The organism is [Clostridium] fimetarium (assembly GCF_900111235.1).
In the GTDB taxonomy this organism is placed as follows: domain Bacteria; phylum Bacillota; class Clostridia; order Lachnospirales; family Lachnospiraceae; genus Clostridium_N; species Clostridium_N fimetarium.
On record NZ_FOJI01000012.1, the window covers coordinates 116,577 to 133,891 of the forward strand.

General features: G+C 34.1%; 14 protein-coding genes. 11 read left to right on the plus strand and 3 right to left on the minus strand.

Annotated features, from left to right (window positions below; genetic code table 11):
- The first annotated feature begins 5 nt into the window (after positions 1 to 5).
- The 5 genes from atpA (at position 6) to BMY18_RS15045 (ending at position 5,569) form a co-directional block, all read left to right on the plus strand.
- A complete protein-coding gene (gene atpA, locus BMY18_RS15025; RefSeq protein ID WP_092455492.1) occupies positions 6 to 1,508 on the plus strand; it encodes a F0F1 ATP synthase subunit alpha in 1,503 nt (500 codons plus the stop codon).
- A gap of 14 nt (positions 1,509 to 1,522) precedes the next feature.
- Entirely contained in the window at positions 1,523 to 2,413 is an 891-nt protein-coding gene (gene atpG / locus BMY18_RS15030) for an ATP synthase F1 subunit gamma (protein WP_092455494.1), read from the plus strand.
- 40 nt (positions 2,414 to 2,453) lie between these two features.
- Positions 2,454 to 3,842: a F0F1 ATP synthase subunit beta gene (gene atpD / locus BMY18_RS15035; RefSeq protein ID WP_092455496.1), complete on the plus strand. Its 1,389-nt coding sequence runs from the start codon at positions 2,454 to 2,456 to the stop codon at positions 3,840 to 3,842.
- Positions 3,843 to 3,868: 26 nt separating this feature from the next.
- Complete coding sequence (gene atpC / locus BMY18_RS15040; RefSeq protein ID WP_170841429.1) at positions 3,869 to 4,276, plus strand: ATP synthase F1 subunit epsilon; 408 nt, start codon at positions 3,869 to 3,871, stop codon at positions 4,274 to 4,276.
- 132 nt (positions 4,277 to 4,408) lie between these two features.
- Positions 4,409 to 5,569, plus strand: coding sequence for a CgeB family protein (locus tag BMY18_RS15045; RefSeq protein WP_242941054.1), 1,161 nt, complete (start codon positions 4,409 to 4,411; stop codon positions 5,567 to 5,569).
- 98 nt (positions 5,570 to 5,667) lie between these two features.
- Here the strand turns inward: BMY18_RS15045 and BMY18_RS15050 are convergent, their stop codons facing one another.
- Positions 5,668 to 7,266, minus strand: a complete 1,599-nt coding sequence (locus BMY18_RS15050; RefSeq protein WP_092455501.1) for a serine hydrolase domain-containing protein — start codon at positions 7,264 to 7,266, stop codon at positions 5,668 to 5,670.
- 235 nt (positions 7,267 to 7,501) lie between these two features.
- On the opposite strand from BMY18_RS15050, the gene BMY18_RS15055 reads away from it, so the two are divergent.
- Positions 7,502 to 8,674 (plus strand): cation diffusion facilitator family transporter, encoded by a 1,173-nt coding sequence (locus tag BMY18_RS15055; protein WP_092455503.1) that lies wholly within the window; start codon positions 7,502 to 7,504, stop codon positions 8,672 to 8,674.
- Between the two features lie 53 nt (positions 8,675 to 8,727).
- Here BMY18_RS15055 and ymfI read toward each other — a convergent pair whose 3' ends face one another.
- Positions 8,728 to 9,459, minus strand: coding sequence for an elongation factor P 5-aminopentanone reductase (gene ymfI / locus BMY18_RS15060; RefSeq protein ID WP_092455505.1), 732 nt, complete (start codon positions 9,457 to 9,459; stop codon positions 8,728 to 8,730).
- Between the two features lie 549 nt (positions 9,460 to 10,008).
- On the opposite strand from ymfI, the gene hpf reads away from it, so the two are divergent.
- The 5 genes from hpf (at position 10,009) to malQ (ending at position 16,655) form a co-directional block, all read left to right on the plus strand.
- A complete protein-coding gene (hpf, locus tag BMY18_RS15065; protein WP_092455507.1) occupies positions 10,009 to 10,536 on the plus strand; it encodes a ribosome hibernation-promoting factor, HPF/YfiA family in 528 nt (175 codons plus the stop codon).
- A 218-nt stretch (positions 10,537 to 10,754) separates the two neighbouring features.
- Positions 10,755 to 13,316, plus strand: coding sequence for a preprotein translocase subunit SecA (gene secA, locus BMY18_RS15070; RefSeq protein WP_092455509.1), 2,562 nt, complete (start codon positions 10,755 to 10,757; stop codon positions 13,314 to 13,316).
- A 66-nt stretch (positions 13,317 to 13,382) separates the two neighbouring features.
- Positions 13,383 to 14,505 (plus strand): peptide chain release factor 2 gene (gene prfB, locus BMY18_RS15075; protein WP_139197303.1). Its coding sequence is split into 2 segments (ribosomal slippage): positions 13,383 to 13,457 and positions 13,459 to 14,505, totalling 1,122 coding nucleotides; the frame shifts between segments, so codons are not numbered across the junction.
- A 4-nt stretch (positions 14,506 to 14,509) separates the two neighbouring features.
- Positions 14,510 to 14,974: a chemotaxis protein CheW gene (locus tag BMY18_RS15080; protein ID WP_092455511.1), complete on the plus strand. Its 465-nt coding sequence runs from the start codon at positions 14,510 to 14,512 to the stop codon at positions 14,972 to 14,974.
- A 151-nt stretch (positions 14,975 to 15,125) separates the two neighbouring features.
- Positions 15,126 to 16,655 carry a 4-alpha-glucanotransferase gene (malQ, locus tag BMY18_RS15085; protein ID WP_092455512.1) on the plus strand — a complete coding sequence of 510 codons (1,530 nt, stop codon included), beginning with the start codon at positions 15,126 to 15,128 and terminating at the stop codon, positions 16,653 to 16,655.
- Positions 16,656 to 16,733: 78 nt separating this feature from the next.
- Here malQ and BMY18_RS15090 read toward each other — a convergent pair whose 3' ends face one another.
- Positions 16,734 to 17,099, minus strand: a complete 366-nt coding sequence (locus BMY18_RS15090; RefSeq protein WP_092455514.1) for a helix-turn-helix domain-containing protein — start codon at positions 17,097 to 17,099, stop codon at positions 16,734 to 16,736.
- Positions 17,100 to 17,315: the final 216 nt, after the last annotated feature.

Genomic DNA, 17,315 nt, shown 5'->3' on the forward strand with positions numbered 1-17,315 from the left:
TATACGTGAGTTCAATTAGTTCAGAAGAAATAATATCTATTTTGAAAAGTGAAATAGAGAATTATGATTTAAATACAAATGATCAAGAAACCGGAACAGTGTTATATGTTGGTGATGGTATCGCAACCGTTTATGGAATAGACCATGCGATGTATGGTGAAATCATATTATTTGATTCAGATGTCAAAGGTATGGTTCAGGATATTAGAAAAACAGAAATTGGATGTATCTTATTTGGTAAGGATACAGGGATTCGTGAAGGATCAAAAGTAGTAAGAACCGGTAAGATGGCTGGTATCCCAGTTGGTGAAGCATTTATTGGAAGAGTAGTTGATTCACTTGGAGCCCCAATTGATGGCAAAGGCGAAATCGTTACGACTGAATATCGACCTATTGAACATGAAGCACCTGGTATTATTGACAGAAAGTCAGTAACTGTTCCAATGGAAACTGGTATACTTGCAATTGACTCAATGTTTCCAATTGGTAGAGGACAAAGAGAATTAATCATTGGCGATAGACAGACTGGAAAAACATCAATTGCTATCGATACAATTATTAACCAGAAGGGTAAAGATGTAATCTGTGTATATGTAGCAATTGGACAGAAAGCATCAACCGTGGCCAAACTTGTAAATACATTATCCAAGAATGATGCTATGGAGTATTCAATAATTGTTGCAGCAATGGCTAGCGATTCAGCACCTTTGCAATATATAACTCCATATTCTGGAACAGCAATTGCAGAATATTTTTTACACCAAGGAAAAGACGTTTTGATTATATATGATGATTTATCAAAACATGCTGTTGCATATCGTGCATTATCATTATTATTAGAAAGATCTCCAGGTCGTGAAGCATATCCTGGTGATGTATTTTATTTGCATTCAAGATTATTAGAGCGTTCAAGCCGTTTGAGTGATGAATGTGGTGGTGGTTCCATTACAGCACTTCCAATCATTGAAACGCAGGCTGGTGATGTATCTGCATATATTCCTACTAACGTAATATCGATTACGGATGGACAGATATTTCTTGAAAGTGACTTGTTTTTTGCAGGTATGAGACCAGCAGTTAATGTTGGGTTATCAGTATCCCGTGTAGGTGGAGCTGCTCAGACAAAAGCAATGAAGAAAGCATCAGGAAGTATTCGAATCGATTTGGCACAATATAGAGAAATGGAAATATTCACACAGTTTAGTTCAGATCTAGATACTACAACGAAAGAACAACTTCAATATGGAAGCGGACTTATGGAGCTACTCAAACAACCATTAGGGCGACCATTAAGTCTTTCAGAACAAGTAGTTACATTGTGCGCAGCAAATAATAAAGTGTTGTTAGATATTGAGCCTAAGAAGATAAAACAATTCCAAATGGGAATGCTTCAATTCTTTAAGGATAAACATCCTGAAATTATGGCAACAATTAGTGATGGGAAAGTTTTGACAGATGAACTAAATCAACAAATTATAGATATAGCAAAAGAGTATAAAAATCAGTAGATGGGAGAGTTACCATGGCAAATGCAAGAGAAATACAGAGCAGAATGAAGAGTATTCAAGATACAATGAAAATTACAAATGCTATGTATATGATTTCCTCTTCTAAGCTAAAAAGGGCGAAGAAGGTGCTCTACGATACAGAACCATATTTTTATGCGATTCAGACTGCTCTAACAAGAATACTACGACATTTTCCCGATATAGAGAATCCTTATTTTGATACAAGATCTGAAGTGACTCCCCAAAACAGAAAGATTGGTTATATAGTAGTTACGGCGGATAAAGGACTTGCAGGTTCTTATAATCATAATATAATTAAGCTTGCTCAGGAATGTTTAGATAAGGGTGGTAATAACGAATTATTTATATTAGGTATGATAGGTCGCCAATATTTCAAGAAGAAGAATATTGAGACTGCTGAAGAGTTTTATTATACAGTTCAGAAGCCTTCAATGAGCAGGGCAAGAAGAATATCTGAAAGAGTAACTGATCTTTTCCTGAACAGAGAGCTAGATGAAGTGCATATCATATATACAAGAATGGTTAGCGGAATTCAGACGGAAGCTGAGGTTGTACAATTACTGCCACTACAGAAGAATATCTTTAATAAGGTACCTACAGATATTCTAACAGAGCAGATTGCATTTTCACCTTCACCAGCAGTGGTAATTAATAGTATTGCACCGAACTACGTATCAGGATTCATATATGGAGCTTTGGTGGAATCATATTCTAGTGAACAGAGCCAAAGAATGATGGCTATGGAAGCAGCAACGAAAAGTGCGAAAGATATGATTCATGACTTAGCAATTATATACAATAGAGTGAGACAAGCAGCAATTACTCAGGAAATCACTGAGATAGTAAGCGGTGCCAAGGCTCAGAAAAATAAAAAGAAAAAATAATAGAGAGGAGGATTGCTCACTACTGTGAGAGAAAAATATAATGAATAATGGAAAAATCGTTCAGGTATTAGGACCTGTAGTTGATGTAGAATTTGAAGATAATAACCTCCCATTCATAAAAGATGCCTTAGTGGTATATAACAATGGTAAAAAATGTGTAATGGAAGTCGCACAAGAGATTGGGAATAACACGGTACGCTGTATTATGTTAGCTTCTAGCGATGGACTTTGCAGAGATATGGAAGTAGAAGCAACTGGTTCTGGTATTAAAGTTCCCGTTGGTAAAAAAACATTAGGTCGTTTGTTTAATGTATTAGGTGAAACGATTGATAACGGAGAACCATTAGGTGAAACTGAGAAATGGGTAATTCATAGAGATCCACCATCATTTGATGAGCAGAGTCCTGTAGCTGAAGTATTAGAGACAGGAATTAAGGTAATTGATCTGTTAGCACCATATGCAAAAGGTGGTAAAATCGGATTGTTTGGTGGTGCTGGTGTTGGCAAAACGGTATTGATTCAGGAATTAATCCGTAATATTGCTACTGAGCACGGAGGATATTCGATTTTTTCTGGCGTTGGTGAACGTTCAAGAGAAGGTAATGATTTATGGACAGAAATGAAAGCATCCGGAGTACTCGAAAAAACAGCATTGGTGTTTGGTCAGATGAATGAACCACCAGGAGCTCGTATGAGAGTCGCATTATCTGGTCTCACAATGGCAGAATATTTTAGAGATGAAGAGCATCAGGATGTCCTTTTATTTATAGATAATATATTTCGATTTATTCAAGCTGGATCAGAGGTTTCAGCACTTCTTGGTAGAATGCCTTCAGCAGTTGGTTATCAGCCTACACTTGCAACGGAAGTTGGCGAGCTTGAAGAGCGTATAGCCTCAACTAAAAATGGTTCTGTAACATCAGTACAGGCAGTATATGTACCTGCTGATGATTTAACAGATCCAGCGCCTGCGACAACATTTGCACATTTGGATGCAACAACTGTTCTTTCAAGAAAGATTGTTGAGCAAGGTATTTATCCAGCAGTTGATCCACTTGAATCAACTTCAAGAATCCTTGAAATTGATGTCGTTGGTGAAGAACATTATGAAACAGCAAGAAAAGTGCAGGAAGCATTGCAGAAATATAAAGAATTACAGGATATTATAGCAATTCTTGGTATGGAAGAACTCTCAGAAGAAGATAAACTGATTGTATATCGTGCAAGAAAAATACAAAGATTCCTGTCACAACCATTTTATGTAGCTGAGAATTTTACTGGCGTTTCAGGAAAATATGTGCAACTTAAAGATACGATAAGAGGATTCAAGGCTATTATTAGTGGTGAGATGGATAAATATCCAGAGGCTGCATTTTTTAATGTTGGAACTATGGAAGATGTTATTGAAAAAGCAAAGCAATTTGCATAAGAAACTGACTAGGAGAGTGAATGTATATGAACACATTTAGTCTAAAAGTGATTGCTAGCGACAAGATATTTTTTGATGGAAGGGTTGAAGTGCTTATTATTCCTGAAGTAGATGGGGAAAAAGCAATACTTGCACATCATGAAGATATAGTAATAGCGATTGATATTGGTGACTTGAAGTTTCGTTTAGGAGATAAAACTTGGGTTAATGCCGTAGTAGGAAAAGGATTTGCTCAAGTAATAAATAATCGTGTTTCTGTATTGGTAGATACAGCTGAACGTCCAGAAGATATTGATGCTGCCCGTGCAAAGGATGCCTTGGAGCGTGCAAAAGAACAATTGAGACAAAAACAAAGTCTTCAAGATTTTCACCTATCACAAGCATCTATGGCAAGAGCCATGTCAAGATTGAAGAGCACAAGTAAATTTGATTAATATACAGCCTGAGTAGATTGTTATCTATTTAGGCTGTATCTGCGTTATTATGTACACGAACCAAAATTGCGTCAAACGAATCAATGTGTTAATATAAAATATATTACAGATCGTAGGAAGATGGGAGTTTGTATGAAGATATTAATGTACAAATGGAAAGTATATACGCAAGATGACATTATTAGAGCATTCAATAATATGGGACATCAGGTCGATATCTTTGACAGGAAGTTAGAAAACCATAATGAAGATAAAGAATTTACAAACGAAATGTCAAATCTTATCATAGATAACCAATGTGATTTTGTTTTTTCGGTGAATTATTTTGGGGCGGTTTCAGATGCTTGTCAAAAATGTAATGTAAAGTATGTAGTATGGACTTGTGATAGCCCATTAATTTCTATGCATCATCAATCCGTATTCAATGAATGCAATTATATCTTCATATTTGACAAGGTTAACTACTACATGTTTAAGGCAGTAGGAGTTAAGAATATATTTTATATGCCACTTGCCGTTGACACCAATCGCCTAGATGCACTTATTTCAAATGCCACGGATATGGACAAATATAGTAGTGATATATCATTTGTAGGCAGTCTGTATGAAAAGAATTCTTATGATGATATTAGAGATAGTTTAAGTGATTATTTAAGAGGCTATTTTGAAGCATCTATGTTAGCTCAGATAGATATATTTGGAGAAAATATAATTGATAAACTACTTACTCCAGACATATTGAGCGAACTTAGTAATTGCATTGAATTTCAGCAAGACAATAGATCATTTTCAAATATAGCACTTGTATTTTCAACGACTTTCCTAGGATTTAAAGTTGCATCAATGGAGCGCATTATGTGTTTAAATGAACTTGCAAAAAAGCATTGTGTTGATTTGTACACAGACAGTAACTCATTGGAACTGATTGGAGTTAATAATATCGGAAGTGTAGATTATCATAAAGATATGCCAAAAGTATTTCGTCAAAGCAAGATAAATCTTAACTTTACAATCAGAAACATCCGTAGTGGCATTCCTCTTAGAGTTTGGGACGTATTGGGTGCAGGAGGTTTTATGCTTACTAATTTTCAAGCAGAAATACCTCAATATTTTGAAAATGGGAAAGACCTAGTATACTTTGAAAGTATCAATGATATGTCTAAAAAAGTCGATTATTACCTCATTCACGAAGATGAAAGAATACAGATAGCAAAAAATGGATATGAGAAAGTTAAAAAATATCATTCTTACGAGAGTAGATTAAGGCAAATAATTTCGGATATTGGCTTATAAAGAGACACAAACAAAATAGAACCAACAAACCATAAAAAACGCGTAGATATACGGATTAGGTCTGTATATTTACGCGTTCTTTATAACTGTTTTAATTATTATTTTATCATTTTACCACTGACTATACCGTCGAATTCTTGAAACATAGTTTCTTCGAATTTACGCATCATCATAGTGACTGTATCATTTTTGAAAATAAGCTGAATAAAGATATTACCAATGCATTCGTCAATAAGATGTGCTTTGATTAGAAAAGTATCTTCACGGCACCAAGTACCAGATACTGCGGTCTTGTAATTGTAAAAAGGGAATTGTTGAATAAAATTAGTGCCAATTGCAAATTTTAAAGTATGAGTACCAGAAATATTACTGTAATCTATTTGGCCGATAGTACATTTCTTAGTATCAATGTCATCGAACGAAAGCGTGATATTTGTAAAACCCATTTTATTATTATCTAGTAAAAATATTTTGTTATTAATTAAATGCATTATAGGAGATGTATCCGCACCATGAAGATACATTAACTGTCTAGAAGTAACATAATTTGCTAGTGATTCTTGGGACCCTGAAATATTATCAGCTGCATTATCAGTTGTAATATCAGTTGCATTATCAGTTACATTATCAGTTGCATTATCAATTGCATTATCAGTTACATTTACATTTGTATCATCATTTGTTTTTGCATTTAAAGATGTATCTGGCATGATTGGACAATCTGAAAGGGATGGGTAAACTGTCTCCCAAAATGTATCATATATTAGCTGAACGCCACCCTGTCTACCTTGCGTATCAGCCGTGGTAATTAAAATCAAATCTTTTTCAGGAAGATAGAGTGCCAATTGTCCACCCATTCCATAGCATACAATACCATTATGAGTAGTACACCAAAATTGATAACCATAACCTTGCATTTCTTCAAAAGTTGCCGACTTGCTATAGTTGTCAATTTGTTTTGTAGTAGCTTCTTTTAAATAATTGGCGGGTAATAGCTGTTTTCCATTGTAAATGCCCTTATGCGCAATCACATACATGATTTTAAGTAAATCATATGGAGTCGCCATCAATCCTGAACCACCCATACTTACTCCAACGGGATCTTTCATACAGTAAGCATCCTTGGAAAAATCAAGTTCATCTAAAAAGTTGCTTCTTAGATAATTAAGAAGTTCCATACCTGAAAGCTTCTCGACTAAAGCTGCAAGCGTATGCGTGGAGGATGTATCATAGGAAAAGCAAGTGCCTGGTACATGGTTTGGAGTTACTGCAAAAAAAGTCCGAACCCAATCATCAATAAGCATAACCTTAAAGGTTGTTTTATCATGTGCACTCGCCATACGAAGCATATCACGAATAGTCATAGCTTCAATATAAGGATGAACGCCTTCTAAAGGAAGCTTTTCAGGGAAATATTTTATTATCTGGTCATCAAGAGAAAGTTTACCCTCTTCTTCGAGTAAACCAATGCCAAGTGATACTAAACTTTTGGTGATAGAAAACATACGGTGCAAGGTGTTTCTATCATATGGTTTATAATAAGTTTCCATAATGATTTTATCGTGTCTCATGACAATTGCACTATGCATAGGTATATCAATATCCTCGAGTTTTTTAAGAAAGCGAATCAGTGATTCTGATGTTACACCCATTTGTTCCGGGGTTGCAGTTAGAAAGTCTGTAAATGAATTCATCATTGGTCTCCTTTAGTAAAAGTTACTTTATAAATATTATAAATAATTTAGTAAATCTTTTTAATATTTTAACACAGATGAAGAGCAAAGAGTATATAGATTTATGAACAAAGAGTATATTGTTTTGATAGTACTTTTTTTGTATTTATGTTAGTATAAAAGGAATAATATTACATAAAAATTTAAAATCGAAAAATAATAAATGATTTAAAATATAGGTAAACGGGGAGAAAGAGTAATGACTAATTTTTTGTTAAAAAAATTTGTAAAAAACAGTGAAGATATTACAAATCCTAAAATTAGACAGAGTTATGGTATATTCTGTGGATCAGTAGGGATTATATGCAATCTAATATTATTTGCCACAAAATTTTTTGCTGGTATAATAACAGCTTCTATTTCGATATCAGCAGATGCATTTAATAACTTGTCTGATGCAGGCTCATCAATAGTCACATTAATTGGATTTAAACTGGCGGGAAAACCTGCAGATTCAGGTCATCCATTTGGACATGGACGGATCGAGTATTTATCAGGGGTGATTGTATCATTTGTTATCATTATAATGGGATATGAATTGTTTAGAAGTTCAATTTCTAAAATACTAAACCCTCAAGAAATGCAATTTAGCATAGTTTCGGTAGTAATTTTAGTAAGTTCAATAATTCTAAAATTATGGATGGCATCATTCAACAGGAAGTTAGGAAAGAAAATTAATTCATCCTCTATGATTGCAACTTCCATTGATAGTTTAAGCGATTGTGTGGCAACATCTGCGGTTTTGATTGCGTTAGTAGTATCCACAAGTACGGGATTTAATATTGATGGATATGCCGGAGTATTGGTTGCCTGCTTTGTATTTATGGCAGGAATTAGTACGGCAAAAGACACGTTGCAGCCACTTCTTGGGAAACCAGCAGATAAAGAATTTGTAGAAGCACTAGAAGAAAGAGTTATTTCACATCCAGAAATAATAGGCGTTCATGATTTGATTGTTCATGATTATGGTCCAGGACGTGTGTTTGTGACATTACATGCAGAAATACCATATGAAATGAATGTCTTAGAAGCACATGATATTATTGATATAACAGAAAAAGAAGTAGCAAAAGAATTTAATTGTGAAATATCAATACATATGGATCCAATAGTAACGGATGATTTAGTTGTAAGTAATCTTAGAAAAATGACCGAATCAATTTTAAATGAAATTGACCCAATCATTAAGATGCATGACTTTCGTATTACAAACGGTCCATATATCAAAAATCTGATTTTTGACATAGAAGTTCCCTATGGATACATTCAAGAGGACGAAGAGTTAGTGAAAGTGATCAAAGAGGAGATTTATCGTCATGAAGCTAATTGTTTTGCAGTAATTCATGTTGACAAAAGTTTTGTAGCTGAATAAAGCGAATCAAAGATTCGCTTGCAAGAATGCTACGCATTCTTATGATGAAATCATTAAATCCATCCACCATCAAAAACAATGGCTTGTCCGGTTAGATAGGAGTGTTTTGTGGCAATTTGATACACAAAATCAGCAACTTCTTCTGCTTGACCAAGACGGCCAGCTGGAATGTCATTTATAAGATCGATTAATTCTTGATCATCTAAAAAATAATTCATTTCTGTGTCTATCGCGCCGCAAGCAACTGCATTCACCTGTATGCCACTTGGGGCTAATTCTTTTGCTAATGCCTTTGTTAAAGCATTTACAGCTCCTTTGGTTGCGGAATATGCAACTTCACAGGAAGCACCAGTAATCCCCCAAACTGAAGAAATATTAATGATTTTTCCTTGTTTTCTAGTAACCATTTCTGGAATTGCAAAATGGCAACAGTTATATATAGAAGTAATGTTGGTATTCATCATCTTGCCCCAAACATCAGGTTCCATATCTTGAAAAAGTCCAATGTATGAAATTCCTGCATTATTGACAAGAATATCAATCCCGCCAAATTGCTTTTTGATTAGAGAAAATAGTTCTTTTGCATTTTCATAATCACCAACATCGCCAAGATAAGTTAGGCAAGATACATTGTATCCTTCTATTTCCTTTTTAACGGCCAGAAGACGGTCTTCACTTTTAAGACAGTTAATAACTACGTTATAATTCTTTTTCGCAAATTTTATAGCAATCGCTTTTCCAATTCCTCTTGAAGAGCCAGTTACAAGTACAGTTTTTTTGTTCATTTTCTACCTCCAACATATAAAATGTATCCATTTTATATAAAAATTATACCATAAACAAATTTGAATTACATTAGAGAAATGAGCGAAGAGATGAAATTTAGGATTAAAAACACATTAAATAATATAAAAAATAATTAATAAATATATTGACAAATTATTTATTGTGCAAAGTAGACAAAAAGGAATTAGTTGTCCACTAATGGAAAATTATATCGAATAGTTGTTGGTGAAAAAACCACAAAGTTATCCACAATGAAAAACGCCCATTTTATCTAATTCTTGAGTTATACACCAACTTATACACATTATCCACAATGGACGTACTTGATTATATCGTGATTTATCACCATAAAATGTGAATAAATGTTTTGTTTAATTATAATAAAATCTAAAAAACGACATAAAATTTCAGTAAATTATATTGACAAATCGGGAAAATTGTAGTTGCGTGTCGAATAAAAGAATATAGATTAATTGAGAGAATTCGCTTGTCTAAAAGTAAAGTTGTGATATAATATAACTATAATACACGTAAAGGAGTTGAATATTATGCGTTTTATTATTAAAGGAAGAAATATAGAAGTAACTGAAGGTTTAAAAGCCTCTATAGAAGAAAAGTTAGGTAAGCTGGATAGGTTTTTTGCAGTTGATACAGAAGTTTATGTAACGCTTACCGTAGAGAAAGAAAGACAAAAAATCGAGGTAACAATACCAGTTAAAGGTAGTATCGTAAGATCCGAACAAGTAAGTAGCGATATGTACGTATCAATTGATTTGGTAGAGGAAGTTATCGAAAGACAGTTAAAGAAATATAAACATAAGTTTGTTGATAAAAAGCAATTAGCTGAGGACTTTAATAAGGACTTTGTAGATAAGGATTTTATTGACGAAGCAGAAGTTAAAATTATTAGAACAAAACGTTTTGGAATCAAACCAATGGATCCGGAAGAAGCATGTATCCAGATGGAGTTGCTAGGCCATAACTTTTATGTATTTTTTAATGCTGATACCGAAGAAGTTAATGTGGTATATAAAAGAAAAGGTAGCACTTACGGATTAATAGAACCAGAATTTTAAAGTGTTTTCAATTACACTAAGATATTTTTTATTCTAAAATAAGGACAGGTTAATAACTTGTCCTTATTTTATATTTAATAAAGTGTTTTCGGCAAGTAGGAACTTGCGTTAAATATACAAAGGTGATACAATAACGCAGAGTGGCATATTTTAACTTAAAACAAAGTTTAGGTAGGCTAAAGGTCATGATTTATTACACATTTAAGGAGATTAACGGAATGGGATTTTTTCAGAAAGTATTTGGTACTCACAGTGAACACGAATTGAAAAGAGTATTACCAATAGTTGACAAGATTGAAAACATGCGCAGTCAGATGCAGACGCTCTCAGATGAACAGTTACAAGCAAAGACGAGTGAATTCAAATCTCGTTTATCAAAGGGAGAAACTTTAGATGATATTTTACCAGAAGCATTTGCTGTTGTAAGAGAAGCAGGTAAGAGAGTACTTGGAATGGAACCATATAGAGTGCAGCTTATTGGTGGTATGATACTTCATCAAGGGCGTATCGCAGAGATGAAAACGGGTGAAGGTAAGACACTTGTATCCACACTTCCCGCGTATTTAAATGCACTTACTGGTGAGGGAGTTTTAATTGTTACTGTAAATGATTACCTTGCAAAACGTGATGCTGAGTGGATGGGACAAGTCCATGAATTTTTAGGCCTTACAGTAGGCGTTGTTCTTAACAATAAGAAAGACGAAGAAAGACGAGAAGCATATAAATGTGACATTACATATGTTACTAATAATGAACTCGGATTTGATTACTTAAGAGATAATATGGTAATTTATAAAGAACAACTTGTTCTAAGATCATTAAAATTTGCAATTATAGATGAAGTCGATTCAGTACTTGTCGATGAGGCAAGAACCCCTCTTATTATATCCGGACAGAGTGGAAAGTCAACTAAACTTTATGAAGCTTGTGATATCTTAGCTAGGCAGTTAGAACGTGGTACAACAACTGGCGAGATGACTAAGATGGCAGCGCTTATGAAAGAAGAACTTGAAGAAGACGGTGACTTTACCGTAAATGAAAAAGATAAAATTGTTAACCTTACTGAAGATGGTGTAGAGAAGGTTGAAAAATTCTTCCATTTAGAAAATTATTCAGATCCAGACAATCTTGAGATTCAACATAATATTATTTTAGCATTACGTGCTCATAATCTTATGTTTAGCGATAAAGATTACGTTGTAAAAGATGATGAGGTGTTAATCGTAGATGAGTTTACTGGACGTATTATGCCAGGTAGACGATATTCAGATGGCCTTCATCAAGCAATTGAAGCAAAAGAGCATGTAAAAGTGAAAAGAGAAAGTAAGACACTTGCAACAATTACATTCCAGAATTTCTTTAACAAATTTGAGAAGAAAGCTGGTATGACAGGTACAGCACTTACAGAGGAAAAAGAATTTAGAGAAATCTATAATATGGATGTTATCGAGATTCCTACGAATCAACTAGTTCTTCGTGAAGATTCGCAAGATGCTGTTTATAAGACGAAAAAAGAAAAACTCGAGGCAGTTGTAGATTCAGTAGAAGAATCATATGCAATTGGACAACCTGTGCTTGTTGGTACAATTACAATCGAAGGTTCAGAAAAAATCAGTGAAATGCTTAAGAAAAGAGGAATTCCACATAAAGTCCTCAATGCTAAGTTCCATGAGCTAGAAGCAGAAATCGTAGCAGAAGCTGGTAAACATAAGGCTGTAACAATTGCTACTAATATGGCAGGCCGTGGTACGGATATTAAGCTTGATGAGGAAGCCAAAGCAGCAGGTGGACTTAAAATTATTGGTACAGAAAGACATGAAGCAAGACGTATTGACAACCAGTTACGTGGTCGTGCAGGTCGTCAAGGAGATCCAGGCCAGTCAAGATTCTTCATATCACTTCAAGATGATTTGATGAGACTTTTTGGCTCAGATAAACTTATGAGTGTATTTAATGCATTAGGTGTTGCTGATAATGAGCAGATTGAACATAGTATGCTTTCTAATGCAATTGAAAAAGCGCAGAAGAAGATAGAGACTAACAACTATGGTATCAGAAGAAACTTGCTTCAGTATGACGAAGTAATGAATGAACAACGTGAAATTATTTACGCAGAAAGAAGAAAAGTCCTTGATGGAGAAAGTATGCGTAACTCTATATACAAGATGATTACTGATTTAACAGAATCAGCAGTTGATACCTGTATTAGTGAAGATCATAGTTCGGATCAGTGGGATTATGCAGAATTAAATGAAATTTTACTTCCGACAATTCCACTACCAACGATTTCAAAATCTGAAGATATAAATAATAAGAATGAATTAAAACATATTCTGAAAGAAAAAGCTGTTAAATTTTACGAAGATAAAGAAGCAGAATTTCCAGAAGCAGAGCACTTAAGAGAACTTGAGCGTGTAATTCTACTTAAAGTTATTGATAGAAAATGGATGGATCATATTGATGATATGGATCAACTTCGTCAAGGTATTGGTCTTCAGGCATATGGACAAAGAGATCCACTTGTGCAGTACAAAGTAATGGGCTATGATATGTTTGATGAGATGACAAAAGGTATAAGCGAAGATACAGTAAGACTTCTTATGCATGTACAGGTTGAGCAAAACGTTGAAAGAGAGCAAGTTGCTAAAGTAACAGGAACGAATAAGGATGATTCTGCGGCAAAGACACCAATGAAACGTGAAGTAAAGAAAGTATATCCAAACGATCCTTGTCCATGTGGAAGCGGCAAAAAGTACAAGCAATGCTGTGGACGTCTTTAATTTACACGAATAATGGATTAGGCTAAGGTTAATAATAAAAAAAAATAAAAAAAAGCGGGTGATCAAATGGTAGAATTAGATCAGTTTAAATATAAACTGTCAAACTACACACAACCATTAGACGAAATAAGGGCTTCACTTTGACTTGGCTAATAAGCAGAAGCGAATTGAAGAAATAGAAGCAAATATGGAGGCTCCCGGTTTTTGGGATGAAGCGGACAAATCACAGAATATGATGAAGGAACTTAAGGGTCTTAAGGTTGCATTTGAAAAGTACGATGAGTTAAAGCAAGGATTACAGGATGCTAAAACGCTAATTGAGATGGCAGATGAGGAAAATGATGCTTCATTAATTCCAGAAATTCAAAATGAAATCACTATTTTTCAAGAGAAAATAGATAGGCTTAAGATTAGTACACTTTTATCAGAAGAATATGATAAGGAAAACGCAATTCTTACATTGCATGCAGGTGCAGGTGGAACAGAGTCATGTGACTGGGCCTCAATGCTTATGCGTATGTATATGCGATGGGCAGACTCCAAGGGATTTAGTACACAAGTTATTGATTACCTCGATGGAGAGGAAGCTGGTGTGAAATCAGTGACAATTGAAATAGAGGGTGAGAATGCCTATGGATATCTAAAATCCGAAAAAGGTGTTCACAGACTAGTTCGTATATCACCATTTAATGCGGCTGGCAAAAGGCAGACATCATTTGTATCATGCGATGTAATGCCTGATATAGAAGTGGATCTTGAAGTCGAAATTGACCTAGATGATTTAAGAGTTGATACTTATCGCGCAAGTGGTGCAGGCGGTCAGCATATTAATAAGACATCTTCAGCAATTCGAATTACGCATTTGCCAACAGGAACGGTAGTACAATGTCAGAATGAGCGTTCACAGCATCAGAACAAAGATAAAGCGATGCAAATGCTGAAAGCAAAATTATTTTTGCTTAAGAAACAGGAGAATGCAGACAATTTATTGGATATTCGTGGCGCAATTAAAGAGATTAACTTTGGTAATCAGATTAGAAGTTACGTATTGCAACCATATACAATGGTAAAAGATCATAGGACAAATACTGATGTAGGTAATGCACAGAGTGTGCTCGATGGTAATTTAGATCCACTCATAACTGCTTATCTTCAGTGGAATAGTACTGGAAGAGACAAGGAGGATTAATGGAATGGCAAATTATTTTAAACCAGTAATTTTTAAATTAGGAAGCGAAAGCTATGGAATAGATATCAATCTCGTAAGTTCAATTGAAAAGCAAGTAAATGTTGTAGCAATACCAAATACAGTTCCTTATATGAAAGGTATTATTAATCTTAGAAATGAAGTCATTCCTGTGATTAACTTAAAAAAGAAGTTTAATATGAAGGACTCTGATATTTTAGGGGAGAATGCAATCATTGTAAAACTTCCTAACATTACAATAGCACTGGAAGTAGATTCAGTAGAAGAAATTCATAGTATTGATGAATCTGAAATAGTAGACATGCCAACGATTGTAAAAACAGGAGATTTAAAATACTTTGATAAGGTTGTTAATGTAAATGGTAAATTGGTTGTTTTAATTAATGCAATGTATTTACTCAGTGAAAGTGAGCAAACATCAGTTGTGAGTCTAACTGAAAAGTTAAATTAAATATTAAATCATCTCAAATAAAATGTAAGTTCGTTAGAGCAGTTTAGATGAGGCAATTGCAAATATAGTAAATGGGAAAGCCATTGACTAATTGGCAACTGCCTCATTTTTAAATTAATAATATAAATGAAAGTATAATGCGAGGTGTTAGATGGGTAATCAGACAAAATGTCAAAAATTCAATAGAAGTGCAGGTATATTAATGGCAATCAGTAGCATTTCTTCACCATATGGAATTGGAACTTTTGGTAAGGCTGCTTATGAATTTATTGACTTCGTAAAAAACGCAGATCACAAATATTGGCAAGTATTGCCGCTTGGACCGACAGGTTATGGAGATAGCCCCTATCAGACATGTTCTATTTATGCAGGTAATCCGTATTATATTGATTTGGATATACTTGTGGAAGAAGGGCTCCTTACGAAATCATATGTGCTTTCGTTTGATTGGGGGGATGATATACTTGAAAATCAAAGTTATGTAGATTATGAAAAAATATTCCTATCAAGATTTTTGGTGTTAGCTACAGCATTTGAGAACTTTAAAAGCAGACAAATGGAGAATGGCTGCAAGGAGTATGATGATTTTGTAGCATTGAATAATGACTGGCTAGAAGATTATTCGTTATATATGGCATGCAAAGCATATTTTGGATATAGCGATTGGAATAAGTGGGATGATGAAGTGAAGTATCGCGAGCCAGCTGCTCTTTTAAAATACAAGGCAATGTTAGCGAAGGAAATTGAATTTTGGGAATTTTGTCAGTTTGAATTTTTTAAGCAATGGAATAAACTTAAGAACTATGCAAATGAAAAGGGAATTGAAATAATTGGAGATATTCCTATCTATACGGCATTAGATAGTGCAGATGTGTGGGTAAATACTGAGATTTTCCAGTTAGATGAAAAACTTGAACCAACTATGGTTGCAGGAGTGCCACCAGATGCATTTACTTCCTTGGGACAGAAATGGGGAAATCCGATTTATGATTGGGATGCAATGGAAAAAGACAATTTCGTATGGTGGAAAAAGCGAATGGAGAAATCCGCACAATTGTATGATGTTATCAGAATTGATCACTTTATTGGGATTGTAAAATACTATACAATACCTGCCCAATGTCCGGATGCTAGAATTGGTGAATATAAGATAGGACCAGGTAAAAAGCTTACAGATGTAATTAACAGTGCAATTAAAGATAAAAAGATAATTGCTGAAAACCTAGGGGTTGCAATACCCGAAGTAGAGGAATTATTAAAAGAAAATGATTACACAGTGATGGAAGTCTTGGAATTTGCATTTGATGGGAATAGTGATAATCCTCATATTCCATATAATTATGAAAAAAATTCTGTGGTTTATGGTGGAACACATGATAATGAAACCCTACAGGGATTTTTTAATGAACGAAATGATCAAGAACTGGAGTATGCTTACGATTATCTTGGGACAAGGGATAAAAATCTGATTGTGGATCATGTGTTTAGAGCCGCATATGGTAGTGTAGCAAATGTTGTTATATTCCAAGTTCAAGATGTTTTGAAATTGGATAATTCAGCAAGAATGAATTTTCCTTCAACACTTGGAGATAATTGGAAATGGCGTTTGAGAAGTGAGCAATTAAATGAAACACACAGTAACTATTTAAAACATTTAGCTAGAATATTTGGAAGAAAGTAGGCTTGATAAAAAAAGATAGTGAATAGTTGCGAAACTACTCACTATCATTTTTGTTTTCATTTTTATTGCCTTAATCGTCTATTGTTTCGGTCCTTTAGATACATTATTTATTACTGTAAGGATACCAATATAGTCAACAATGCGTTTTCTGTTATTAGTGTCTAATTGAATAATGGTATTTAGAAGGTCTCCTAAAGTATAATCGCTTGATAAATGATTATTTAAATGTTTGATACTATATTTGAATTTTGTTCTTTTTAACAAATAATCAGTTGACACATCAAAACAGTCTGCTATTTTGCTTATGGTTTCTGCATCTGGAATGTGAACACCCTTTTCATAATTACAGATTGCGCTATCAGATTTATTGACTAATTTCCCCAATTCTCTTTGGCTTAATCCTTTGTCCATCCGTAGTTCTGCAATTAATTCGCCTAACCCCATACAAGATTCCCTCCAATCACTTAATTCTTAAATATATAATAATACAAACTTTGCCTAAACAAGCAAAAATACACGATATCAAAAGATTTGAACACTTTATGCTTTAATAATTTGCGATTGCAAAACAATACTTTGGAATTATAAAATATATATAAAATAATGTCGGTTTATGTCAAAATTAGTTTGCCATTTTAGAGTTATATTGATATTCTATGA